General features: G+C 44.1%; 21 protein-coding genes and 1 tRNA gene. 15 read left to right on the plus strand and 7 right to left on the minus strand.

From position 1 onward, the window contains the following. Positions 1-44: 44 nt before the first annotated feature. Positions 45-191, minus strand: coding sequence for a hypothetical protein (locus JGK11_RS23810; RefSeq protein ID WP_293201250.1), 147 nt, complete (start codon positions 189-191; stop codon positions 45-47). On the opposite strand from JGK11_RS23810, the gene JGK11_RS23815 reads away from it, so the two are divergent. From JGK11_RS23815 to JGK11_RS23855, 9 genes are all read left to right on the plus strand, one after another. Then, entirely contained in the window at positions 143-1,225 is a 1,083-nt protein-coding gene (locus tag JGK11_RS23815) for an amino acid ABC transporter substrate-binding protein (RefSeq protein WP_293186995.1), read from the plus strand. The genes JGK11_RS23810 and JGK11_RS23815 overlap by 49 nt on opposite strands. Positions 1,226-1,592: 367 nt before the next feature. Beyond that, positions 1,593-2,807, plus strand: a complete 1,215-nt coding sequence (locus JGK11_RS23820; protein WP_293213103.1) for an ABC transporter permease subunit — start codon at positions 1,593-1,595, stop codon at positions 2,805-2,807. Between the two features lie 87 nt (positions 2,808-2,894). Further along, the gene (locus JGK11_RS23825) at positions 2,895-3,503 is read left to right on the plus strand and encodes a hypothetical protein (protein WP_293186316.1); all 609 of its coding nucleotides are present in this window, start codon (positions 2,895-2,897) and stop codon (positions 3,501-3,503) included. 19 nt (positions 3,504-3,522) lie between these two features. Further along, positions 3,523-4,755, plus strand: coding sequence for an amino acid ABC transporter permease (locus tag JGK11_RS23830; protein WP_293186315.1), 1,233 nt, complete (start codon positions 3,523-3,525; stop codon positions 4,753-4,755). A 161-nt stretch (positions 4,756-4,916) separates the two neighbouring features. Further along, a complete protein-coding gene (locus tag JGK11_RS23835) occupies positions 4,917-5,669 on the plus strand; it encodes an amino acid ABC transporter ATP-binding protein (protein WP_293186314.1) in 753 nt (250 codons plus the stop codon). Positions 5,670-6,034: 365 nt separating this feature from the next. Further along, entirely contained in the window at positions 6,035-8,053 is a 2,019-nt protein-coding gene (gene uvrC / locus JGK11_RS23840) for an excinuclease ABC subunit UvrC (RefSeq protein ID WP_293192558.1), read from the plus strand. Between the two features lie 138 nt (positions 8,054-8,191). Then, a tRNA-Gly gene (locus JGK11_RS23845) sits at positions 8,192-8,262 on the plus strand. A 385-nt stretch (positions 8,263-8,647) separates the two neighbouring features. Then, on the plus strand, positions 8,648-9,325 hold the full coding sequence (locus JGK11_RS23850) for an actin-binding WH2 domain-containing protein (RefSeq protein WP_293198811.1): 678 nt from the start codon (positions 8,648-8,650) through the stop codon (positions 9,323-9,325). Between the two features lie 29 nt (positions 9,326-9,354). Further along, positions 9,355-10,062 (plus strand): hypothetical protein, encoded by a 708-nt coding sequence (locus JGK11_RS23855; protein WP_293213105.1) that lies wholly within the window; start codon positions 9,355-9,357, stop codon positions 10,060-10,062. A gap of 118 nt (positions 10,063-10,180) precedes the next feature. Here JGK11_RS23855 and mutS read toward each other — a convergent pair whose 3' ends face one another. Further along, positions 10,181-12,808: a DNA mismatch repair protein MutS gene (mutS, locus tag JGK11_RS23860; protein WP_293198835.1), complete on the minus strand. Its 2,628-nt coding sequence runs from the start codon at positions 12,806-12,808 to the stop codon at positions 10,181-10,183. A 714-nt stretch (positions 12,809-13,522) separates the two neighbouring features. Between mutS and JGK11_RS23865 the strand changes: the two genes are divergently transcribed. Both JGK11_RS23865 and JGK11_RS23870 read left to right on the plus strand, forming a co-directional pair. Next, positions 13,523-13,711, plus strand: coding sequence for a hypothetical protein (locus JGK11_RS23865; RefSeq protein ID WP_366039216.1), 189 nt, complete (start codon positions 13,523-13,525; stop codon positions 13,709-13,711). A 27-nt stretch (positions 13,712-13,738) separates the two neighbouring features. Beyond that, positions 13,739-13,954, plus strand: a complete 216-nt coding sequence (locus JGK11_RS23870) for an acetyltransferase (protein WP_293186305.1) — start codon at positions 13,739-13,741, stop codon at positions 13,952-13,954. A 545-nt stretch (positions 13,955-14,499) separates the two neighbouring features. On the opposite strand, the gene JGK11_RS23875 is transcribed toward JGK11_RS23870, so the two are convergent. Together JGK11_RS23875 and JGK11_RS23880 are read right to left on the minus strand one after the other, a co-directional pair. After that, positions 14,500-15,669: an AAA family ATPase gene (locus JGK11_RS23875; RefSeq protein ID WP_293198815.1), complete on the minus strand. Its 1,170-nt coding sequence runs from the start codon at positions 15,667-15,669 to the stop codon at positions 14,500-14,502. A gap of 85 nt (positions 15,670-15,754) precedes the next feature. After that, complete coding sequence (locus JGK11_RS23880) at positions 15,755-16,543, minus strand: RNA ligase family protein (protein WP_293206082.1); 789 nt, start codon at positions 16,541-16,543, stop codon at positions 15,755-15,757. A gap of 144 nt (positions 16,544-16,687) precedes the next feature. Between JGK11_RS23880 and JGK11_RS23885 the strand changes: the two genes are divergently transcribed. Both JGK11_RS23885 and JGK11_RS23890 read left to right on the plus strand, forming a co-directional pair. Continuing rightward, on the plus strand, positions 16,688-17,557 hold the full coding sequence (locus tag JGK11_RS23885; RefSeq protein WP_293198819.1) for a prohibitin family protein: 870 nt from the start codon (positions 16,688-16,690) through the stop codon (positions 17,555-17,557). Between the two features lie 236 nt (positions 17,558-17,793). After that, positions 17,794-18,213 (plus strand): peptidylprolyl isomerase, encoded by a 420-nt coding sequence (locus JGK11_RS23890; protein WP_293198821.1) that lies wholly within the window; start codon positions 17,794-17,796, stop codon positions 18,211-18,213. A gap of 71 nt (positions 18,214-18,284) precedes the next feature. Here JGK11_RS23890 and JGK11_RS23895 read toward each other — a convergent pair whose 3' ends face one another. From JGK11_RS23895 to JGK11_RS23905, 3 genes are all read right to left on the minus strand, one after another. Beyond that, a complete protein-coding gene (locus tag JGK11_RS23895) occupies positions 18,285-19,430 on the minus strand; it encodes a restriction endonuclease (RefSeq protein WP_293198823.1) in 1,146 nt (381 codons plus the stop codon). Positions 19,431-19,434: 4 nt separating this feature from the next. Next, the gene (yhdJ, locus tag JGK11_RS23900; RefSeq protein ID WP_293186295.1) at positions 19,435-20,286 is read right to left on the minus strand and encodes an adenine-specific DNA-methyltransferase; all 852 of its coding nucleotides are present in this window, start codon (positions 20,284-20,286) and stop codon (positions 19,435-19,437) included. A 65-nt stretch (positions 20,287-20,351) separates the two neighbouring features. Then, a complete protein-coding gene (locus JGK11_RS23905; RefSeq protein WP_293186293.1) occupies positions 20,352-21,476 on the minus strand; it encodes a THUMP domain-containing protein in 1,125 nt (374 codons plus the stop codon). Between the two features lie 646 nt (positions 21,477-22,122). Here JGK11_RS23905 and JGK11_RS23910 point away from each other — a divergent pair. Continuing rightward, on the plus strand, positions 22,123-22,278 hold the full coding sequence (locus tag JGK11_RS23910; RefSeq protein WP_293148750.1) for a hypothetical protein: 156 nt from the start codon (positions 22,123-22,125) through the stop codon (positions 22,276-22,278). 159 nt (positions 22,279-22,437) lie between these two features. Next, a complete protein-coding gene (locus JGK11_RS23915) occupies positions 22,438-23,586 on the plus strand; it encodes a cupin domain-containing protein (protein WP_293213107.1) in 1,149 nt (382 codons plus the stop codon). Positions 23,587-23,613: the final 27 nt, after the last annotated feature.

Here is a 23,613-nt window from a genome sequence, read left to right on the forward strand (position 1 = left end):
TTAGCCGGTGCGCTTTTCAGGGTGCGACACCGGGTTGAGAATGGTTAATTTGAAATGGTGAGGTTTTCTAGATTGCCGATCGCAACAGTTCTCGACACCGACAAGTTAGGATCGTCGAGAAAGTGTTCTACTGGTAAAATGTATGCGTAAATTGGGATTTCTGTTGCTGGCAAGTGTGTTGTTTGTGGCACCGCTGGCATCTTGTAGGGATCGATCGGCACAAGTAGGTCAAACACCAGCCACCACTGCTGAAGGCAAATCGCAACAAGGCCCGAGTCGCATAGATACAATTGTCAGCCGCGGCAAATTGATTTGCGGCGTTAGTGGCGAACTGCCGGGTTTTAGCTTTGTAGACGAAAAAGGCAAATACTCCGGCTTGGATGTAGATGTTTGCAGGGCGATCGCTGCGGCTATATTTGACGATCCCGAAAAAGTCGAATACCGAAAGCTCAACGCCAAAGATAGGTTTACAGTTTTGCAGGCTGGAGAAATCGATATTCTCAGCCGAAATACCACCTACACGGCGAGTCGCGACAGCACTACCGGCTTGGAATTTGCCCCGATAATCTTTTATGACTCTCAAAGCATCATGGTCAAAAAAGATAGCGGCATTAAAAGTTTAAAAGATTTTGCGGGCAAATCTATCTGCGTGCAGACAGGTACGAGTACCGAACAAAATTTGTCCGACCAAATGCGAAAATTAGGAGTTAAATACACTCCTGTGGTGTTTGAAGATGCGAATACTACCTTTGGCACTTATCAAGAAGGTCGCTGTCAAGGTGTTACAGCCGATCGATCGCAACTCGTGTCGAAGCGCACAACTCTACCGAATCCTGAGAATAATGTTGTTTTGCCGATCGTAATGTCAAAAGAACCGTTAGCCCCAGCGGTGAAAAGCGGCGATCCGAAATGGTCGGATGCGGTGAGATGGATTATTTTTGCGGCGATTGAAGCTGAAGATTTAGGAATTAATTCAGGAAATGTAGACCAAACTGTCGCCAGCACTACAGACCCAAACGTCAAACGTTTGCTAGGAAAAGAAGGAGATTTAGGTAAAGGTTTCGGACTCCCCAACGACTACGCTGTCCGCGTTGTGAAGAAAGTGGGGAATTACGGGGAAATGTACGATCGCAACCTCGGCCCGAAAAGTACACTTAAGTTAGACCGGGGTCAAAACAAACTCTGGAAAGATGGCGGTTTACTGTACTCGCCACCCTTCCGCTAATCAACAGGTTTGTAGTTGCGCTTGAGCCCTGTTGTCTGCGCCACTACAAACAGAAAAATCCACTTAAACAAAGGTACGTAGTTGCGCTTCAGCGCTCTTAGGTACGTAGTTGCGCTTCAGCGCTCTTAGGTAAGTAGTTGCGCTTCAGCGCTCTTAGGTAAGTAGTTGCGCTTCAGCGCTCTTAGGTACGTAGTTGCGCTTCAGCGCTCTTAGGTACGTAGTTGCGCTTCAGCGCTCTTAGGTACGTAGTTGCGCTTCAGCTCTTAGGTACGTAGTTGCGCTTCAGCGCTCTTAGGTACGTAGTTGCGCTTCAGCGCTCTTAGGTACACAACATACGCAGCAGATTGAATGAAATATAATTTAAGTTATGAACACAGAACCTCAACCGGGCAAATCCGAGAAATCATTCAAAATTAAAGATATATCAACACTGCTGCGGGACGATCGCTTCTGGAAAATAACCGGACAGGCGATCGCCCTAATTTTAGTAATAACAGTCATCGCTATTCTTTGGGACAACCTCACCGCCAATTACGCGCAACTAGGAATTGCATTTGGATTTGACTTTCTCAATTCCCAAGCATCCTTCGACATCGGCGAAAGCGTAATTCCCTACAGTCCCGAAAACAGTTACAGACAAGCTTATTTTGTTGGTTTGATCAACACGCTGCGGGTAATGGGCCTGGGGATTGTTTTCGCAACAATTGCGGGTTTGACTGTAGGAATTGCCCGCCTTTCCGACAATTGGATCTTGCGTAATTTAGCAGCTTTGTACGTGGAGATTTTGAGGAATACACCGTTATTGCTGCAATTATTTTTCTGGTATTTTGCAGTATTCATTTCCATGCCAAAACTGGAAGACAATCAACAGATGCGCGGCCCGATTTACTTGACAAATCGCGGGATTGCTGTACCTTGGCCTGCGCCTTTGCCAGGTTTTGAGATTTGGTTGATTTTGCTAACTGTGGGAATTTTGGCTGCGGCGGGGCTGTGGATGTGGCGGGCGCGGGTGATGGTGGAAGAAGCGAAGCCTGGAAGACAGTTGTTTTGGGCTGCTGGTGCGATCGTCCTGAGTGCAATTTTAGCTGGGATTATCACCCAAAATCTGCCTTTTCGCGTCGATTTTCCGCGCCTGACACCAGCATTGCAACTCGAAGGAGGATTAAAATTAACTCCAGAATTTGCAGCCCTAGTGACAGGACTCAGCTTGTATACTGGCAGTTACATTGCAGAAATTGTCCGCGGCGGAATTCAGTCAGTCTCGCGAGGCCAGTGGGAAGCGGGAAAGTCTTTGGGACTTAAATCTGGAACCCTGATGCGGATGGTAATTTTGCCGCAAGCTTTGCGGGTAATTGTGCCGCCGTTAACCAGTCAGTATCTGAATTTAGCGAAGAATTCGAGTTTAGCCGTGGCGGTGGCTTATCCCGACGTTTACTTTGTGGTGGGTTCTCCGACGTTGAATCAGACCGGAAGGGCGATCGAAACAATGCTAATTATCATGGTAACATACCTAACAATTAGTTTGATAGTTTCTCTGTTTATGAATTGGTACAATCACACGGTACAAATTAAGGAAAGGTAAATAACAGTTGACAGTTGACAGTTGACAGTTGACAGTGGATAGCGAAGTCAAAAGTTAAGTTTATTATAATCTGGAACTAAAGTTGAAATGACTTACAGAGATTTTAACTTAAAAACAGTAACAAAAAAATTCGGTTTGACGATTAGCGATCGCATCAATATGTTCTCTCCTGTGCCAGAATTAGAACCAAGTCCCTTACTTGTAGAAATTCTCAAAGAGAACGCAGGCATTGCCTTAAGCAGCAATACTGACAAGTCTCGCTCGTCCATGATAACCGCACCGATTTTAATCGAACTTAGAAAACTGTTTAACCATCAAATTGGTCTTTTTTGTGGAATAGATTTTACAGTTGATGCCGAAAAAGGATTAGCTGGAAATTGCGATTTTTTGATTAGTCGTTCTTCATACTTATTAATGCTTACCGAACCAGTAATTGCGATCGTAGAAGCACAAAACGAAGATATTAATGCAAGCTTGGGGCCATGTGTAGCCCAAATGTTAGCAGCTAGAATATTTAACGAATGCGAAGGCAACACAAATGCAACAATAAATTATGGGGCTGTTACTAGCGGCCAAACCTGGAGATTCTTAAGACTCAAAGAACAAGTAATTGAAATTGACTTGACAGAATATTACGTAACAGATGTCAAGAAAATATTAGGAATATTAGCAAGTGCAATTCAGCAAGCAATCTAAAATCTAACATCTAAAATACATGGAAACAACCCCCGTACTGCCGCCTCCCGCCACCGAATCGCCCACCCCTTGGAATTGGGCGCGCAAAAACCTATTTAGTACCTGGTACAACAGCATTCTGACAATAGTTTGCTTAATTGTCGCCTTCCAAACAGTTAAAGGAATTATCGTTTGGGCCACAACAAAAGCTAAATGGCGCGTGTTAGAAGCAAACTTGCCACTATTTTTTGTGGGCAGATTTCCCAGCGAATCCTACTGGCGGCTGTGGATAGTAGCCGGAATAATTGCCTTATTGGGAGGTTTAACTTGGGGAAATATTCAGCGAGATGAACGTCTTTGGAATCCGCCTACACTGATTTTACTCGGTGCTGCCGTTGTTGGTGCGGTCATTACGCCGATCGACCTTACCTCTCGCTTCTACCTCTTAGGAATTATTATCGCAACCGCCGCCAGCTATGTCGCCGCGAGACAAATTAATCCCAACCCCCCCCAACCCCCCCTTGGTAAGGGGGGGCGAGGGGGGGTTAGCTGGATACCCGGAATTTGGGCTCTTTCCTTCCCGCTGATTCTGTGGCTAATTAAAGGCGGATTAGGTTTGACAGAAGTCTCGACAAATGACTGGGGCGGTTTAGTGCTGACGCTGTTTTTAGCAATTATTAGCATTGTGCTTTCATTTCCCCTGGGAGTATTGCTTGCCCTCGGGAGACAAAGTTCTTTGCCAGTCGTCAAACTGCTGTCAACATTGTACATTGAAATAGTGCGCGGCTTGCCTTTAATTGGCATTTTGTTTTTAGGTCAAGTCATGCTGCAATTATTCTTACCGCCGGAATATCCCAAATTGGATAGAGTGATTCGAGCGATCGCCGGATTAACATTATTCAGTGCGGCATACTTGGCTGAAAACGTGCGCGGCGGTTTGCAGGCTGTGCCCAGAGGACAAATAGAAGCAGCAAGGTCGATCGGGCTAAACACACCCCTACTGACCATTCTCATTGTACTACCTCAAGCACTGCGAACAGTCATTCCGGCGATCGGCGGTCAATTCATCGGATTATTCATGGATACATCCCTGCTTTCGCTATTTGGAATGTTAGAATTAATCGGCATATCCCGCGCCGTTTTAGCAAATCCATCCTACATCGGCAGATACGCCGAAGTTTACATATTCGTCGGCATCATCTATTGGGTATTTTGCTACTCAATGTCACTGGCCAGCCGCAAAATAGAGAAAAGTTTAGAAAAAAGTCATTAGTCCACAGTCTGTAGGGGCGGGTTCACCAACAAAATAGAACTCCCAACCCAAATATATATAAACCCGCCCTCCCAACCCAAATATATATAAACCCCCCCTCCACTGAAGTAGTCAACAGTCATCAGGCAATAATTATTCGTCATTATTTAAAGGAGAAAATTATGCAAGATACACTAACAGTTCCCGAAACAGTAATCGTCGCAGAAAACGTCCACAAATGGTACGGACAATTTCACGTACTGCGCGGCGTCAGCATGAACGTGAACCGAGGCGAAGTCGTCGTCGTGATGGGCCCTTCAGGTTCCGGCAAATCCACGTTTATCCGCACTTTTAACGCTTTAGAAGCCTATCAGCAAGGCAAAATTACGATCGACGGAATCGAACTTTCCCACGACTTGCGAAACATCGAAAAAATTCGCCAGGAAGTAGGAATGGTGTTTCAGCAATTCAACCTATTTCCCCACCTATCAGTCCTGCAAAACGTCATGCTAGCGCCCGTATGGGTGCGCCGCTGGCCGAAGAAAAAAGCAGAAGAAGTAGCAATGCAACTGTTAGAAAGAGTCGGGATTTTGTCCCAAGCCCAAAAATATCCCGGACAATTATCTGGCGGACAGCAGCAGCGGGTTGCTATTGCACGTTCCCTAGCAATGCAGCCGAAAATCATGCTATTTGACGAACCGACATCAGCATTAGACCCGGAAATGGTGCGGGAAGTTTTAGATGTCATGCGAAATTTAGCGCAAACAGGAATTACAATGGTAGTGGTGACTCACGAAGTCGGATTTGCGCGCGAAGTTGCCGATCGCATTGTGTTGATGGACGGCGGCGTTTTAGTGGAAGAAGCGAAGCCAGAAGAGTTTTTTCAGAACCCGAAGGAAGAACGCACACGCAAGTTTCTATCTCAGATATTGTAAACAGAACTTACGTCATTATAGGTTAGTAGTGAGGACTTTAGTCCGCATCCCATCAGAAAACTAAACTCATCATTAAAAACCAGAGAGTGAGGTTCGTAGTGAGGACTTTAGTCCGCATCCAATCAGAAGACTAAACTCATCATTAAAAACATTAATAGGTTCGTAGTGAGGACTTTAGTCCGCATAAGATCAGAGGACTAAACTCATAATTAAAAACCAGAGAGTGAGGTTCGTAGTGAGGACTTCAGTCCGCATAAGATCAGAGGACTAAAGTCCTCACTACGAACCGTTATTTGTGATTCATTCCCTTGACTTGGATAACAGCGTTAGAATAGTAGATATAAGTCATAAAATCTCAAATTTATATGCCGTCCACAAAAACGCTGCCACTAATTAAAGATGCAGAACGCCTAGAAAGCCGCCTCAAAGAAATTCCGGCAGTTCCTGGTGTATACTTAATGCGCGACGAGAGCGATCGCATCCTGTACATCGGCAAATCCAAAAAACTCCGAAACCGAGTCCGTTCCTACTTCCGCGAAAGCCAAAACCTCAGTCCCCGCATCGCGATGATGGTACAGCAAGTGCGCGAAATCGAATTCATCGCCACCGACACAGAAGCCGAAGCTTTGGCCTTAGAAGCAAACCTCGTAAAACAGCACCAACCTCACTTTAATGTCCTCCTCAAAGATGATAAAAAATATCCTTATTTGTGCATAACTTGGTCGGAAAAATACCCGCGCATTTTCATCACCCGCAAACGCCGCGCGGGTAGTGCGAAAGACCGCTACTACGGCCCCTACGTCGATACAGGGGCGCTGCGGAGTACGCTGCATTTGATTAAGCGGATTTTCCCCTTGCGACAGCGCCCTCAACCGCTATTTAAAGACCGTCCCTGTCTGAACTACGATATCGGCCGCTGCGTCGGTGTTTGTCAAGGGTTAATGTCTGCGGAAGATTACCAAAAAATCATCCAAAAGGTAGCCATGATTTTCCAGGGAAGGACTCAGGAATTGCTGGATATTCTGGAACCACAAATGGAACAAGCAGCCGAAGATTTGAACTTTGAAACTGCGGCCAGGATTCGCGACCAAATTAAAGGTTTGCAATCTTTAAGTGCTGGTCAAAAAGTGTCTTTACCAGATGATACCGTTTCCAGGGATGCGATCGCCCTGGCAGCAGACACGCAGCACGCCTGCATTCAATTATTCCAGATTCGTGCAGGTCAATTAGTCGGCAGACTGGGCTTTATGGCGGAGATACCCAGGGCGGGCACAGGGGCACCGCCCCTACATTCCTGGGAAGAAGAATTATCTCAACCTTCTCTTACCTCCCCCCCAAGGCTTGGGGGAGTAGAGGCCGGGGCGATTTTGCAGCGAGTTTTGGAGGAACATTATCAAAATGTCGAAGCCGTAGAAATTCCCAGCGAAATTTCTGTGCAGTACGACTTACCAGAAGGCGAAATATTAGCAGATTGGTTGAGCAACCGCAAGGGGCGAAAAGTGACGATTTTGACTCCGCAGCGCCAAACTAAGGCGGAGTTAATTGAGATGGTGGAACGCAATGCTGAGTATGAATTGGCGAGAATGCAACGATTGAGCGATCGCAATTCTCAAGCAATGCAAGATTTAGCCGAAATTCTCGATTTACCAGAAATGCCGCACCGCATAGAAGGTTACGATATTTCTCACATTCAAGGTTCGGATGCGGTAGCTTCCCGTGTCGTATTTATCGACGGTTTACCAGCAAATCAACACTACCGCCACTACAAAATTAAAAATCCTGAAATAAAATCCGGTCATTCTGACGACTTTGCTAGTTTAGCAGAAGTTATCGGCAGACGATTTAGGATCAAAGAAGCAGAAGGAAACAGCAAGAAGCAAGATGAATTTAGCGAGTTAGCAGAAGCGGAAGCAGTCAGTAATTTGTCTTCAGTTTCTCCTAATATTGCTGACAAACCGGATTTGATTATGATAGACGGCGGCAAAGGTCAACTGTCAGCAGTTGTGGCTGTTTTGCGGGAGATGAATTTGCTAGATGAGTTGCGAGTTGTGAGTTTGGCGAAGCAGCGAGAAGAGATTTTTTTGCCGGGGGAATCTTTGCCGCTGCCAACTAATTCTGAGCAACCGGGTGTACAATTACTGCGGCGGGTGCGGGATGAGGCGCACAGGTTTGCTGTGAGTTTTCACCGAGATCAAAGAAGTCAGAGAATGAAGCGATCGCGCTTAGATGAGATTCCGGGGTTGGGACACCACCGACAAAAACTATTGTTAGCGCATTTTCGGTCGATCGACTACCTGCGTTTAGCAACTCCCGAACAGTTGGCGGAAGTTTCTGGGATTGGCCCGCGTCTGGCGCAGCAAATCTACGCTTATTTCCATCCGTAAAGCCTTTAGTAGCGTGGAAGAGGGGATTTGGGAGGCTACGAGTCCCTATTCAACCACTTTCAAGGAGAACTTGAGAAATTTTGCACGGGCCTATTGCAATTCTCAGAAGCTTGTGGTATGTTTAGGTTCTGTGTGAATGCGGGTGTAGTTTAGTGGTAAAACTTTAGCCTTCCAAGCTAACTATGCGGGTTCGATTCCCGCCACCCGCTTATTAAACAAAAAGCCTCAAACCAACGAGAAATCAACGGTTTGGGGTTTTTTATTGCCGATTTTTTGGCTGGGTGGGGCGTCAAAAAGACTAGAAATTGGATACAAATTGACGACAAAACGACCAAACTGAGTATCAAGTGACTGCCCGATCGCCCTTTTTGAACACAATTTGACTAGAATTTGAATACAATTTGACTAGAAATATCCAGCCGAGAGTCAATAGCGGTGTGGCGTGCATGGAACCCTAGATAATGGGAGTTGTCTGAGTCCCGTATCTGGAAGAATAATCGGTTAACATAGAGTGCCTCCAGTTGGCAAGATTGTCGATCGCACTCAGCTTGAGTTATGACTGATTCGGAGTCGCATCAGTCACAAGGAGAACCCGTGAAATATTTTTCAGTAGTAATGTATTTGCTGCGGGAACGGCAACAATTTCTCGAAGAAATTCGCGACGGTGTTAAGCTCAAATCTAAAATTTTTGGTTTGTTAATTTCCAGTACCATATTTTTTGGGATTTACGGAGCGATATTAGGCGCATCTAGTACGTGGATGCAATGTCTGGTTTCAGCAATCAAGCTGCCAGCGCTTTACTTACTGACGCTGATTATCTGCTTTCCTACACTGTACTTTTTTAATGTCATGTTTGGTTCAAAACGAACTTTTGAACAGTATTTGACATTGTTGATGACAGCAATGGCGATGATTAGCGTTTTGCTGTTTGGATTTGCACCTGTCAGCCTATTTTTTCTGATCAGCAGTACCAATTACAATTTTTATCTGCTGCTAAATGTTGCTATCATGGCAATCACAGGATTTTTGGGGGTCAGCTTCATTTATCAAGGAATGCACTTTCTGTCCGAACAAGATGCGGAAGGAAAAGACATCAGGCTAAATATTTTGCGGTTTTGGTTGGGACTGTATGCGTTTGTGGGCAGTCAGTTGGGATGGACGCTGAGACCGTTTTTTGGCGCACCGGGACAAGCTTTTCAACTGTTCCGAAGCCGAGACAGCAATTTTTATATGAGTCTGTGGGATTCAATTAGGTCTCTGGGAGGATTTTAATTAATGCTAATTTAAGGAGATTTGCCCTAGTGATACAAGCGGATTTGGATGAGTTGATAATTCCTGAAAAGGAGTTGGAAGATTTGAGCGGAATAGCTTTGAGCGACGGTTTTTCAGGGAATTTTTATCGCCCTGCTACACTCCGGGACGGCAAAAATCTGTTTGCTCTTTTGTTGCACGAGTTGCTGATATTTTGCGTGACGCTTGTTGTCTCGCTCCCGGTTGCTTTGCTGGCCAATAGAAATCAAGTTGGTTTTAGCGATGCTGAGATATTTGTCCGGGTTTTACAAATAACTTTGGGTTTGTCCCTGGCGATTACTGTTGTTTGGAATGTCTATAAATGGGTAAAAGCAAAGCCTTTAGCAACCCTGGCGGGTCTCTTGGATGAAGTTGAGAAGTATCATGAGGTGATTAAGGCTTTAGATATTATCGATCGCCTAACGGCTGCTGGCAATTTACAAGCCAATTTAATTAATCGACAAGATGCAATTGAGGCCTTAAAAATTACTAGAGAAAGTTTAGTCTGTGCTTTGAAAACAGAAAGGATTCTCAGGGAAAATCAGAAATTCATTGGTCGCCGTTACGAGTTATTTGCTAATATTGAAAGTAATTTGGCGGCTTTGATGGCGCTGGATGTGAGCGATCGGGCGAGCGAATACGGCCGGTTGCTAAATGAGGCTCTAGAAATTGGGATGAGCGTGCACAAAGAGGTAAGAAAGTTGCAAAATGGCAAATAATTTGAAGTATGTTGTTGCGCTTTAGCGCTCTTTCATGTATATACAGAAAGAGCGCTGAAGCGCAACAACGTACCTTTATTGAATCTGTAGGAACTACGAACCTTTTTTGGGGACAATTTTAATCGTCAAATATATCCAACTGTTGTCCCTCCGACTCTTTTTTACCATCTTTCTTAACACCCTTCCGCAGCCCGATCGCAATTTTGCTATGTTTCTCAATCTGCTTCATCACCTGTCTCGCCCTGTCAATCACCGACGGCGGTAAACCAGCCAATCTCCCCGCTTCAATGCCGTAGGACTTATCAGCACCGCCGGGGTGAACTTCGTGCAAAAATACGATTTGATCCGGCAATTCCTTTACAGTCACCTGATAATTGGCCACATTATCCAAAATAGAAGCTAACTCATTTAACTCGTGATAGTGAGTCGCAAAAATCGTCCGCGCGCGAATCTCGCTGGCTAAATATTCTGCCACAGACCAAGCAATCGAAAGCCCGTCAAACGTTGCCGTTCCCCTACCAATTTCATCCAACAAAACCAATGATTTCGGCGTCGCGTGATTGAGAATATTGGCAGTTTCGTTCATTTCTACCATAAACGTAGACTGACCGGTTGCTAAATCGTCCACGGCGCCGACACGGGTAAAAATGCGATCGCAAATTCCCAAAGTCGCAGCCTTCGCCGGGACAAAACTGCCCATCTGCGCCATTAACTGGATCAAACCAACCTGGCGCAAATAACAACTCTTGCCGCTAGCATTCGGCCCAGTTAAAATAATTAAATCTGGGCGACTTAGCGCTGCTTCCCGACCCAAAAAAGCCGAATTCGGGACAAAAAATCCCGGCGGTAAAGACTTTTCCACCACCGGATGACAACCTTCAATAATTTTAATTTCCCGACTTTCTGTCATCATCGGGCGACAGTAATCTTGATAAACCGCTACTTCCGCCAAACCGCACAAAATATCCGCCGCCGCCACCGCGCGGGAAACGTTGCGAATAATTTCGGCGTGTTCTCCTACCTCCGATCGCAATTTCGCAAAAATATCGTACTCCAAGTGATTTAAATCTTCCCGCGCCGTCAGAATTCGCACTTCCCTTTCTTTTAATTCTTCTGTGCTGTAGCGTTCTTCATTGGTGAGAGTTTGCTTGCGGGTGTAGTCGTTCGGTACTTGGTCAACTTTCGATTTGGTAATGCTGATGTAATAGCCGAAAGCTTTATTGTAGCCGACTTTTAAATTAGAAATTCCGGTGCGTTGCCGTTCGTTAGCCTCTAAACGGGCAATCCATTCTTGATCGGCTGATGCAGTGTGGCGCATCTTATCAAGCATGGGATTAATGCCCGATCGAATCAAACCTCCTTCTTTTAAATGAATCGGCGGTTCCTCAACTAAATAAGCGTGAATTTGAGTTGCTAACTCTTCTAAAATGGGCGGGACATTTTGCAGCGCTTTTAAATAGGGCGAGATTCCTTCAGTTGCGATCGCCGCCAGTTGGGGTAATTTTGAGAGAGAATCGGCTAAAGCGACCAAATCCCGAGCGCTAGCGGTTCCAGAACCCGCGCGCCCCGTGAGTCTTTCGATGTCGTAAATTTGGCGCAGCAACTGCTGCAAATCTTGGCGCAGCGGATTGTTTTCTACTAATTCTTGAATCGTATCGTGGCGGGCGCAAATACCTTTAATGCTGAGCAAAGGTTGCAGCACCCAGCGGCGCAAAGCGCGGCCTCCCATGGCGGTGCTGGTTTTGTCTATAGCCCACAGCAGCGAACCGTGAAACACGCCATCTCTGACTGTTTGAGTAATTTCGAGATTGCGGCGGGTTTGATAGTCCAGTGTCAGAAAATCGGTGAGTGTGTAAGTGTGCAATCTTTGCAAAGCAACTGCTTTTTCTTTTTGAGTTTCTTCGAGATATTGCAGCAAACCGCCGGCGGCGCGCACTGCGAGGGAAAGGTGCGCGCATCCGAGGCCTTCGAGCGATCGCACTTTGAACTTTTGCAGGATTCGCTGTTTTGCTTCGGACAAAGTAAACGGGATTTGCGATCGCAAAGAATAGCAAAACGAATTCGGCAAACAATCGGGTAAATGCTCGGATTTCTCTCCCGGTCTCAACATCGTCACCAAATCCGGCGCATTAGTCGGAACCAGGACTTCCGAAGGCTGCAAACGGAGCAATTCTAATGTTAATTGTTCTAAACTGTCGGCTTGGGTAGTGACGAATTCTCCCGTAGAAATATCAGTATAAGCCAATCCCCAATGTTCCCCAGCGATGACGACTGCTGCTAAAAAGTTATTTTGTCGGGGTTTGAGCATTCCATCATCCGTCAAAGTTCCTGGAGTGAGAATGCGGGTGATTTCGCGCTTGACTTGGCGGCCTTCGCGGGCGGCGATCGAGGCATCTTCAACTTGGTCGCAAACTACTACAGCATAGCCTTTTTCTACTAACACAGAAGTATAGCGATCGAGGGCGTGATGCGGCACTCCTGTCATCGGCACTCGACCGATTTCTTTGCCGCTTTCTTTGCTAGTGCAAACAAGTTCTAATTCCCGCGAAATCGTCACTGCATCTTGAAAAAAACACTCAAAAAAATCTCCGACTCGAAACAATAAAAGTGCGTGGGGATACTGTTCTTTCACTTCCACATACCGCTGCATCATCGGCGTCAGCTTAGTGAATTCTAATAGGCGGTGGTCGGCATTGGGGATGTTGGCTTGACTGGGGTCTGTTGGGGTAGATGCAGTGTAAGGCATAAAAGGCGATCGATAAATTTTGATCTTTAACAACTTTAGCGCAAGCTCGGCTTTTAGCTATAGCTAATGATACAATTTTTGACGATTAATCCTCCTCCAGCAGGGTGCGCGATTCTCAAGATGCGAGCCCAGTTATATGGTTCGTAGTGCCCTTCGTAGTGCCGTTCGTAGTGCGGACTTCAGTCCGCTCTTATCCTGCGGACTGAAGTCCGCACTACAAACCGCGCGTGCGGTTAATCGAGCGGACACGATATGAGAGAGCAGCGACTGGCGATCGCCAAAAACAACCTCAGCCATCCCTGTTAGCTGTTAAAACAATAATGCTAAATTTATTGCAATTTACTCTGGGATAAACTCTACCTTTTTTACAACTTAAAACAGCCGAAAGATAGATTTATAAATTATACCTCGGATAGAGAGATGCCACATCTTATATGCTTAAAATTAAAGCATCCAGCCAAGTGATTTAGCTGCGGAGTAAATTTAAGATTTAGAATCAAAAATCTGGGAGTTAAGTAGAGGAGAACACAATAATGAAAGCTCTTTGCTGGCACGGAGCAAATGACGTGCGAGTTGATAATAGACATCTTGCAAAAATAGGGAGTTCCTGATTCACGGTATGAAAGGCTAATATGCCAGTCAGAGAAACCAGTATCGACAAAGCTTGGGGATTTTCAACTGATTTTTTTCATACCCTGATTAAGCAACGCCGGCTTGACCATCAAAATGGGACAGACGCACGTTCACCGCTATTTGCGCCCTTTGCTCGATCGCGTTCAAAAAGGCGAAATTGACCCAACCTTCGTGATTACGCACCGTATGAAATTGGATCGAGCGCCCGACGCTTACGAGATTTTCAAACACAAAAAAGACAAGTGCATCAAAGTTGTTCTCAAACCATAATTCACCATTAATTCACAAGGAGAAACTATGCTTTTACAAGAAAAAGAATCCGGCGACTTGATAGAAATCATCGATATCGCGACTTTAGTCAGCCCTACAAAAACAGAGGTGGGCGGCAAAAGTCAAGCAGGTGAAGAGGAGCAAGAGCCGACTACTTTTGAGAAGAATAAATTGGTTTTTCCCTCCGGTGAAGTCCTGCCGCGCTGCTGGACAGAGGAAAATTATAAAACTCAAGGTTCGTAGTAGGGACTTCAGCCCTCGATTGACTCATTAAGTCTTGGACGCAACTGTCACCTTAATAAAGGTACGTAGTTGCGCTTCAGCGCTCTTTGCTTATATCTATGAAAGAGCGCTGAAGCGCAACTACGTACCTAAGAAAGATTTGAGTCCCTGATTTGTTAATTATTTAAGGACTTAAGTCCTTACTACAAACGAGATTTTTGCAATAATTATTGTCATCACTAACAGCCAATAAGTTATGGAATTGCAAGCAGTAATTCTCGATGTTGACAAGCGAATTTCACAGGTGGTACTCGCCACGTGATTTATCCGTGGAATCAATCCCAAATCGAAAATCGAAAATCCTCTCTTCCCCCGAATTTATCCGTGGGGTCGCCTCTAAAATCTAAAATCTAAAATCGATTGACGGCACTCTCATACTCAGCAAAGATGCTCACGCTCAAGCTTGGGTAGAGGCGTTTGCTGCTTACGGATACGAGGTGCCTTTTGAGAAAGTTCGCCCGCTAATTGGGATGGGAGGCGACCAACTTATACCTACTAACATTTGATTAAAAGGACTTTTGCAAGAAGTCTACAATCCACTCTACCTGATGCGCTTCCGTGCGATCGGGAATGTCGAGGCGATTAGCCAATCGTTGAATGGCTGCTTCTGGGACTGCTGCTGTGCGCGATCGATTCCGCCGCAATACTTCTTGTAGGGGAACTTCCAGGTAAACAATCCGAATACGCGCTTGATAACCAGCAAAGAAATTAATTAATTGCTGGCGCATTTGTTTAGTCGTATTGGTGGCATTCCACACAAAAGAACGTCCCGATTTCATGTATTTCCGCGCACGATTTTTAGCTTCTACGATGACATTTCCGGGAGTTCGATCGGGATGAACGTTCATCTCTTTTCGCAGCGCATCCAAGGAAATAACAGGCCAATTGGGTAGATTTTCTTTAATCCAATAATCTTTACCGCTTCCGGGTAATCCCGACATCAAAACAACTTCGCATCGAGTATCATCAAATGCTTCATAATCGGGGTTTCCGTTGTCTTTGCGGAAGTAGATAAATCGGCTGTGGTCTGAGGCGAATTGTCGCGGAGAATCCAAACAATTATTTTCTTGACAAAACTCCCGAAATAGCTGTATTTTATCCAGAATTTCTTGTCTGTCGCTACACTCGCGGCCGCGCACGTCTGCTTCTGCTAAAAGTGCGAGGAAATCGCAGCGGACAACTTGACTGGCCTTAATTACAGACTGCTGCGGGTTGGGTTTGTCTAGCAGCCAGATGGGTAAACTGCCGAATTGGACGATCGCGCAAACAGTCTCCCGAATGATAAACTGCACCGGCGGGTCAAATTGAGCTAAAATTTGTCTGACCATCCTCGCACCTTGACGGGCGTGACCTTTCGAGCTAATTCTGCCATTTTCTTCTATCTTTGTAAAAGCAGGTTTTGCGACATCGTGCAGCAAAGCCGCAGCAAAAACCATTGAACGTTCTGGCGCAGAAAGCTGTCGCCACTTGGGGGAGGATATTAAGGCTTCGCAGACCATTTTGGTATGAATTAAAACATCACCTTCAGCGTGATAAATCGGATCTTGCTGGCATCCTTCTAAGTTTTGAATCCAATCGAAATGATTGTAAATGCTCTCCCAATCTAGGAACCAATCGGGCGGTTCTGGACAAAAGGGAAAAGTCCAAGTTGCAGAGTGTGATAATAAAGCAGTCATAGTTTCACCTATTTATTAATAACGCAATTTCTTCGTCCGCGGAGGCGGACATTGTTTGTGTAGCAGCGGTTTCAACCGCCGACTCTTAGCTAAAATTAAATAAATCAGCACCCGGACGCAAAATATTCGGTACAATCGGGCGATTCAACCAATGTCCCTCCGCATTTTTAATCGCAGTCAAAAAGCTAGCGCGCACGTACTTATAACGCGCCTTGACAATTCCATCTGCTTCGACTTTAATATACAGACCCTCCATAACATCACTATTATCAGTCTCCTTCCAACAGCGCTCTTCATCCAATCCCAATTCCCGGCATTGCAAGCGCAACCGCTCCAAATGTCCCGGTTGAATAAAATTAGATTTGTCCATAAACTGCATCATGTGCTTGGGCGATTTTACCACTCCTGAAAAAAGAACAGGAACTGACACTAACGGCACTCTGCTTAACAACTGACGGCGGGCTTCTGTACTCAAAAACTGACTGGTTTCCAAGTCCAGCACGTCGTATTCCATAAAATAGTGTGGCAGAAAATCATAAAAAACTGTGTGTTTGGCATAAAGCCATTCGCCGTACAAAATATAACGATTTCCCAGCACTTCTCCCAGGACTCCGCTGAGACTGAAAGCCCACTGTTTGAATAAGTTAAAATGCTTTTCTCGCGGGCCGCCGGTGAGATAGTGGCCGCGACTTTGCAGCAGCATTTGCCCGTCTGGCGCGAAGCTGATGCCTGTATTGGCGCCGTCTACCTTTTCTTCGATAATTAAAGGGCGATCGGCAATAGCGCTAAAAGGCACGCTGTCGAGGTCTTCATCTCCCGGCTGGAAACGCGAACCTTCGATGTGATAAGTTCTAGGATATTTGACAATTTCCATAACCGATTTTATATTTGAGATTTTAGAGGCCAGCCAATTCATTAGACTAGATTGTAAAAGTCTTTTGAATCAAATTTTCGGACAATGATTTTCACAATAGGTATATTACCATTATAATAGATGTATCACAAAGGAGCGTATATTTTGAAAAGTCAAAGTTTCCAGAGCGTAACGTCAGCGATCGCTGGAATTCTATTAGTAGTCGCGCTACTCCTGGGCTTCAACTCTTTTGTTGTCATCAATCCAGGTGAAGCAGGGGTGGTTAGCATTTTAGGAAAAGCGACTGATGGAGCGTTGTTAGAGGGATTTCACTTCAGACCCCCGCTGATATCTAAGGTAGATGTCTACGATGTCACAGTGCAAAAATTTGAAGTTCCCGCCCAGAGTGCTACTAAAGACCTTCAGGATTTAAATGCTAGTTTTGCGATCAATTTTCGCCTCGATCCTGCCAAAGTAGTAGATGTCAGAAGGACTCAAGGAACTTTAGAGAATATAGTTTCTAAAATTATTGCTCCTCAGACGCAAGAAGCATTTAAAACAGCCGCTGCGCTGAGAACCGCCGAACAATCTATTACTCAAAGAAGCGAACTGAAACGAGACTTTGATAGTGCACTTAAGGAAAGGTTATCAAAGTATGATGTAATCGTGCTTGATACTAGCGTTGTTAACATTAGATTCTCCACAGATTTTGCGAAGGCGGTTGAGGAGAAACAGGTTGCTGAACAGCGGGCGCAAAGGGCTGTTTATGTTGCTCAAGAAGCTGAACAGCAGGCTCAAGCTGATATTAACCGCGCTCAAGGTAGGGCTGAAGCTCAAAGACTTTTGGCGGAAACTCTGAAGGCTCAAGGCGGCGATTTGGTTCTGCAAAAAGAGGCGATCGAAGCTTGGAGAAGCGGCGGCGCTCAGATGCCAAAGGTATTGGTTATGGGTAGCAATTCGAGTCGGGTTCCTTTCATTTTTAATATGAACGATATGCAGGAAGAACCCGATCGCCCAAAAGCGATCGACAATTAAAATAGCACTTACCCTCTGAAACCTTGTTTCTGGGAAAATGTTGGCTTTGCTAACCACAAATCTCGCCCGAAACCGGGTTTGCTCAGAAAGCCTGCCGAAGTCCTATGAGATTTGCCGGAGTATGCTACACTTCTGAAAGTCAAAATATAGCGACAGCTTAAAACCTTTCGCTATTAAACCAAAGTCCGCAATTAAAACGCAGACAGCACACTCATTTTAGGAAGCAAGGAGAAATTATGACCCGCGCTATTATGGAAACCGACAAAGGTACAATCAATTTAGAACTGTTCGATGCGGATGCGCCGAATACAGTGAAAAATTTTGTTGACTTGGCGGAAAAAGGTTTTTACGACGGACTATTGTTTCACCGAGTCATTCCTAACTTTATGGTTCAAGGCGGCTGTCCCAAAGGCACTGGAATAGGCGGGCCCGGCTACAAAATCAAGTGTGAAATCAACTCAAACAAACATTTGGCAGGCACTTTATCGATGGCTCACGCAGGCCGCGATACGGGTGGGAGCCAATTCTTTATTTGCCATTCTCCCCAGTCTCATTTAGATGGAGTTCACACAACTTTTGGCAAAACTGAGGATATGTCTGTCGTGAATGCGATCCGCCAAGGCGACAAGATTATTTCGCTCAAAATCGAGCATTAATTTTCAGTAATTAGTGATGTTTGTAGTAAGGACTTTAGTCCTTATTGCAAACAATATTAGTTGAAATTGAATCATTCATCTTCGAGGGAAGTGTCTAACAGTTCAATTTCTAAATTTTCTTCATCATCCTCATAATTAAATTCCAATTTGCTCTGCTTGATAATTTCATTTAATATATTATTTAAATACCCTTTGGCAACAGCTTCTTCAAATCTGTCTATCAGAATAGCAACATTGATTATTTCTTCTATACATTCCATATAACGCGAGACGATCGCATTTATTGAATACTGTTTTCGAGCCTGCGCTTCAATTTTACGTCTAATCTCAATATCGGAATCTGAAGATTTAACTACAAATGTTATCGGATACCTTTCTATTTTATCAATGTCTAGGAAATATTTATTCATGTCTACAGTTTCTGTTACCTGAAAAAAACGTCCTAGAGGCTTCATTACAAAATCAATTCCGCCATCATTTGCATTTGTCCGACCTGTTTTAAACAGTTGTAAATTTTCTTGCTGGAGCCTATCAAGCTCATAACCCCAATAGATACATATGTCACTATAGTAGTATTTTAAGATACTGTAGCTGACTATCTCGAATATTCTAGCATCTACAGTTGGTGCAACTATTTGTTTGATAAATTGTATTACTTGCTTCTGGGTCAATGCTTGAGCCTCTTTACAAAGTTGAAGAAATTTTTCAAAGCTATCTCTCTTAGCTTCAACGTAGGCATCAATGATTTGAATTACTGTTTCTGCTATGTTATGTACATTTTCCTGAATTTTAACTTTTAATAAATTTTCGTTAAACCAATACCTGTTAGTTTTGGGATTTCTCAGAACTGGGATAAAGTCACAAGTAGGAAAATATCTTTTAAATTCTTCATTAAGCCTGTGGTTCAAAGCATGGTTTTGAAGCTTTTGTCCAAACGGTAATTCGCGCTGTCTCTTAAAAATATTTGTATAAACTGCACCTGCATAATCTGAATACATATCGCTTTGATGAAAACCTCTTAAAAAATAGTCTTCAACTAAAACATAGATAGCATATAAATTCGCAAAACTCCCTCTTGATTTTGAGCCTCTATTTGCAGATTTAGTTTTGATATTCAAATATTGAATTAGCTCGCTTCCAGTAAATATTTGCTCGCCAGACGCGCCCAAATTTTCTGCTAAAATTTGCTTGATTGTTTTAGTAAACTCGTGTTCCATTGAATCAAAGTTGTAAGTTAAGTGTTAACTGTGTGGGTGAAGTTTCACCAGGATTTATTTCCGATGTTTGCTGCTCTTTTTTGTCATTATAAGTAGCTTGTAACCTATTTAATCCTATTTCTACATACTTGTTTTGTAATTCTATTCCGATTGACTTTCTCTTAAGCTGTTTGGCAACAAATGATGTGGTAAAAGTCCCAGAAAATACGTCTAATACAACGTCTCCCTCATTACTACTTGCTTTGACAATTCGTTCTAACAAAGATGTTGGTTTTTGGGTAGGGTGATCTTCGTACTCAGGCATACGATATCTGACTCTCGGAAACTCCCATACATTACCTGGAACTTTTTGAGAATTATATACTGATGGTGTAGACTTGCGGTAATCAATTAGTTTTCTGACTGAGCCGGTTTTTGCCTCTACCAGAATATCGGAGGAATTAAATGTATAATTTCGTTTGTCTTTGACACAATATAAAATAGGTTCGTACAGAGAACCGTAGTATTTTTTTGCTTGGACTCCCGAACTGTCATAGTACCACACTATTCGTGAAAGAATTGTCAAACGATCGCGCAAATATAAATCGAAGTAAGGCATACATTGAGTTGAAGCCATCAGATACAAGCTGCCGTTGTGCTTGAGCTTATCAATACATAAATTCAACCAGGTATAACTCCATTCTAAATAATCGCTCTCTGATTCCCACTTGTCTTTAAAACCATTGAAGTCTTTGCCAATATTATAGGGAGGATCGGCAAAAATCAAATCGACTGAGTTGTCTTTAATTTCATGAGAAAGGACTTCTAACACATCTCCCAATATGAGCTTGTGTCTGTCTACTTCAAAGATTTTCATTTTGCCTAATCTTTTCCAATCAATACGTCATTTTGTCAGCTAGAGTTGATATTTACTAGAACTCCTCAATACAGTTCATATTTGAGCAAAGTACAGGGAATCGAGCCATTGAAAACCGGAATTCGCTTCGATGTTCTGAGTCCAACCTGTTTACCCAACTCCTTATTTCCAGTCAAAATAAACGCATTCCAACCTTTAAAACGCTGCTTGAAAATATCGCCCAACATCTTGTACAAATCTCCCAATTCGCTAGCATCTCCCAGGCGCTCTCCGTAGGGAGGATTGCAAATCAGAACGCCTCTATCTGTCGGTGCTTCCAACTCGGATAACTCGGTACGAGCAAACTTGATTTTACCTGAAATACCTGCTTGCTGGGCGTTGGTGCGAGCTTGATCTAACATATCAGAATCGCGATCGCACCCGGCGATTATTTCTTTAAGTTCGGGCAATTCGCTGTTTTCAGCTTCAGCCCACAATTTATCCCACAAAGGTTCGTCAAAATCGCGCCACGTCATAAATCCAAACTTGTCGCGAAACAATCCAGGCGCAATGTTCAAGGCCTTTAAAGTCGCTTCCAAAGGCAAAGTTCCGGAACCGCACATCGGGTCTAAAAATGGTAAATCTGCCGTCCATTCTGCCATCTCTAACAAAGCCGCAGCCAGGGTTTCTTTGAGCGGAGCCAGCCCCATTGCGGGGCGATATCCCCGCCTGTGCAAACTGCCGCCGGAACTGTCTAAGCTCAAGATAGCGCGGTCTCGATGGATGTGAAGGTTAATTAGTAAGTCGGGATTTTCGACATCAACATTGGAACGTTTGTTAAATTGCAGGCGCTGTTGGTCGGCGATCGCATTTTTGACCTGCAAAGCTGTAAAGTGGGTGTGATTTAAATTTTCGTTGCCACCGGTACAGTTGACTGCTAATGTATTGTGAGGCTCTAGGTATTCGTCCCAAGGAATTTTCTGGACTTCGCGGTAGAGCATATTTGAGTCGTAACACCGGAATTCGGCGATCGGCATTAGCACTCGAAAAATAGTTCTCGACCACAGATTGACGCGGTACAATAAAGCGCGATCGCCCGCGAAGTAAACTCCTGTAAAATCGGGCTTGACATCTTGCGCCCCTAAACTTTCTAATTCTTGGGCGGCAATGGTTTCTAAACCGCGCGCAACTGTAGCAAAATATTGATTCATTGATGATTACGAAGGAAGTTCGGCAGCGAGCAATGTACGGGATGTAACGGATGTAACGGATGTAACGGATGTTAACGGATGTTAACGGATGTAGGAGGGAAGAAATAGCTATAGCCTTTCTCAAAAAGATGAGGTATGACTGACAGCTTATTATCACCCTTAAGCTAAGAGGGCTAAAGCCCAACAACATACCTCATCTTTCTGATAACCGCTATAGGTGGTTGGGGATTGGGAATCGGTTTTTCTCGATCGCCCAAATTAGATAGTAGCTCGTTTTAATCCTAAGTCTCACAAACAACACTCTACCTTAAGGTAGATGCCTCTGTTTCAAAAGACTGATATTTTTACTACTTATTGTCAAGAGTGGATTGCCGGTTTAGCAGTATGTGCGTAAGGGCGATCGGGCTAGCCCGCGACTACTGAATGTCCAGAATCAATAGCTAGAGAGGATTTGTGCTTAATTGTCAACTGGGTTAGCAAGGGGTCTGAAGTGCGATCGCCGACTGCTTATTGAAAAGTATTACTAATTACTTGCATAATTTATTGACTTCGTGTTAGGCTTTTACTCGAAGCTGAAAATGCAAGCCCTAACGTCAAAGTCTGGGAATATTTCAGCGAAATGGGTTTCATATAACAATCGGAGGCCATGATGTCAAAGGTAATCAACGGATCTGCTCTCAAATTGTCCCGTGCTAGCAAAATCCAAGTAGAAGTCAAGGAAATTGCCAAGCACGCCACAGCTAAAAATATCTCTTCTGCGCTTAATGTTGATGCCGATGGCAGCGATGTTACCAACGAGTAATAGCAGGTTTTTCAGTTAGACTTCGCATCCCCAAGCAACAAGTAGTAGATTTTACTGTTGTCTGTCGGGAAATGTGGAGTAATTGAGGGCAAGCGTAAAGCATTGTCCTCAATTATTCAATTGTTCAAAATTTATTGAGAAGTTTTATCAATAGAATTTATGCGATCGATCGCGAATCTACTCAAACCATACAATCTCGAAGATTTTCTAAATAACAACTGGACAAACAAAGCAGTTGTCATTCCCAGCGAAGGGAAAAAAGACTTTGCACATTTATTTTCCTGGGAAAAACTCAACTACCTGCTCAACTTTCACGAATTAAAATATCCCGACATTCGCTTAGCAGTAGCAGGAAAAGTTCTCGACGCCAGCGAAAACGTCAATCTCATCAAATTATGCCAATCTGGAGCAACTTTAATCCTCAATCAAGTTCACAAACTCATCCCAGAAATAGCTGAATTTGCAGCAGAAATAAAAGCAGACTTAGGTTATCCAAACCAAGTAAATGCCTATTGTTCTTGGCCGGAAAAACAGGGGTTTTCTTCCCACTACGATACCCACGAAGTTTTCATCTTGCAAACAGACGGAATCAAAGAGTGGTATGTATTTGCCGACACAATTAAATACCCGCTGATCGACCAAAAATCCTCCGCATTTTCGCCACCAGAAACTCCACCATATTTAACCTGCACTTTGCACCCAGGAGATGTGCTTTACATACCGCGCGGACATTGGCATTATGCAGTTGCTTCAGATGAACCATCGCTGCATTTAACATTAGGAATTCACTGCAAAACTGGAATTGACGTTTTAGAATGGTTGGTGGGCGAATTGCGACAACAAGAAGAGTGGCGTCAAAGTTTACCGCTGCGAATAAATCCAGATTCCATTGATGTAAGTGTAAATAATTTAATTACTGAATTGCACCGCTACGCAAACAGTAAAAATCTTGGAGAAGAGTACAGCAGCTACCTTGACAGTTTAGCAAAACCAGTGGCGAAATACTCTCTCCCTTATCAAGCAGGGTTCAACATTTTTCCCTACGGGATTCAAACTAAGTTTAGGATTCCCAAGTTTCTGCGGGTGAGAATTCGCGAATTGCCTGACGGGTGTGGATACAAAGTTGTTGTTGGAGGTAAAGAAGTATCTCTGAAAGGAGTAACGGAGAAATTTATGGACAATCTATTCAGTACAGAATTTTTTACAGGAGAAGATGTGATGGATTGGTTGCCAGATTATGATTGGGAAATAGATGTAGTGCCACTTTTGTCTAAGTTAGTAGTTGACGGAGTGATTTTTGTTGGTTAAAACTAGAGAAGGGTACTAGCTGTAATG

Source organism: Microcoleus sp. PH2017_34_RAT_O_A (assembly GCF_020737885.1).
Taxonomy (GTDB): domain Bacteria; phylum Cyanobacteriota; class Cyanobacteriia; order Cyanobacteriales; family Microcoleaceae; genus Microcoleus.

Coding starts and splice junctions, on each gene's coding strand:
- JGK11_RS23820 (WP_293213103.1), top strand. CDS start 1,593: ATGAACACAGAACCTCAACCGGGCAAATCCGAGAAATCATTCAAAATT.
- JGK11_RS23895 (WP_293198823.1), bottom strand. CDS start 19,430: ATGGAACACGAGTTTACTAAAACAATCAAGCAAATTTTAGCAGAAAAT.
- JGK11_RS23905 (WP_293186293.1), bottom strand. CDS start 21,476: ATGAATCAATATTTTGCTACAGTTGCGCGCGGTTTAGAAACCATTGCC.
- JGK11_RS23835 (WP_293186314.1), top strand. CDS start 4,917: ATGCAAGATACACTAACAGTTCCCGAAACAGTAATCGTCGCAGAAAAC.
- mutS (WP_293198835.1), bottom strand. CDS start 12,808: ATGCCTTACACTGCATCTACCCCAACAGACCCCAGTCAAGCCAACATC.
- JGK11_RS23825 (WP_293186316.1), top strand. CDS start 2,895: ATGACTTACAGAGATTTTAACTTAAAAACAGTAACAAAAAAATTCGGT.
- JGK11_RS23910 (WP_293148750.1), top strand. CDS start 22,123: ATGATGTCAAAGGTAATCAACGGATCTGCTCTCAAATTGTCCCGTGCT.
- JGK11_RS23890 (WP_293198821.1), top strand. CDS start 17,794: ATGACCCGCGCTATTATGGAAACCGACAAAGGTACAATCAATTTAGAA.
- JGK11_RS23815 (WP_293186995.1), top strand. CDS start 143: ATGCGTAAATTGGGATTTCTGTTGCTGGCAAGTGTGTTGTTTGTGGCA.
- JGK11_RS23915 (WP_293213107.1), top strand. CDS start 22,438: ATGCGATCGATCGCGAATCTACTCAAACCATACAATCTCGAAGATTTT.
- JGK11_RS23875 (WP_293198815.1), bottom strand. CDS start 15,669: ATGACTGCTTTATTATCACACTCTGCAACTTGGACTTTTCCCTTTTGT.
- uvrC (WP_293192558.1), top strand. CDS start 6,035: ATGCCGTCCACAAAAACGCTGCCACTAATTAAAGATGCAGAACGCCTA.
- JGK11_RS23880 (WP_293206082.1), bottom strand. CDS start 16,543: ATGGAAATTGTCAAATATCCTAGAACTTATCACATCGAAGGTTCGCGT.
- JGK11_RS23830 (WP_293186315.1), top strand. CDS start 3,523: ATGGAAACAACCCCCGTACTGCCGCCTCCCGCCACCGAATCGCCCACC.
- JGK11_RS23870 (WP_293186305.1), top strand. CDS start 13,739: ATGCTTTTACAAGAAAAAGAATCCGGCGACTTGATAGAAATCATCGAT.
- yhdJ (WP_293186295.1), bottom strand. CDS start 20,286: ATGAAAATCTTTGAAGTAGACAGACACAAGCTCATATTGGGAGATGTG.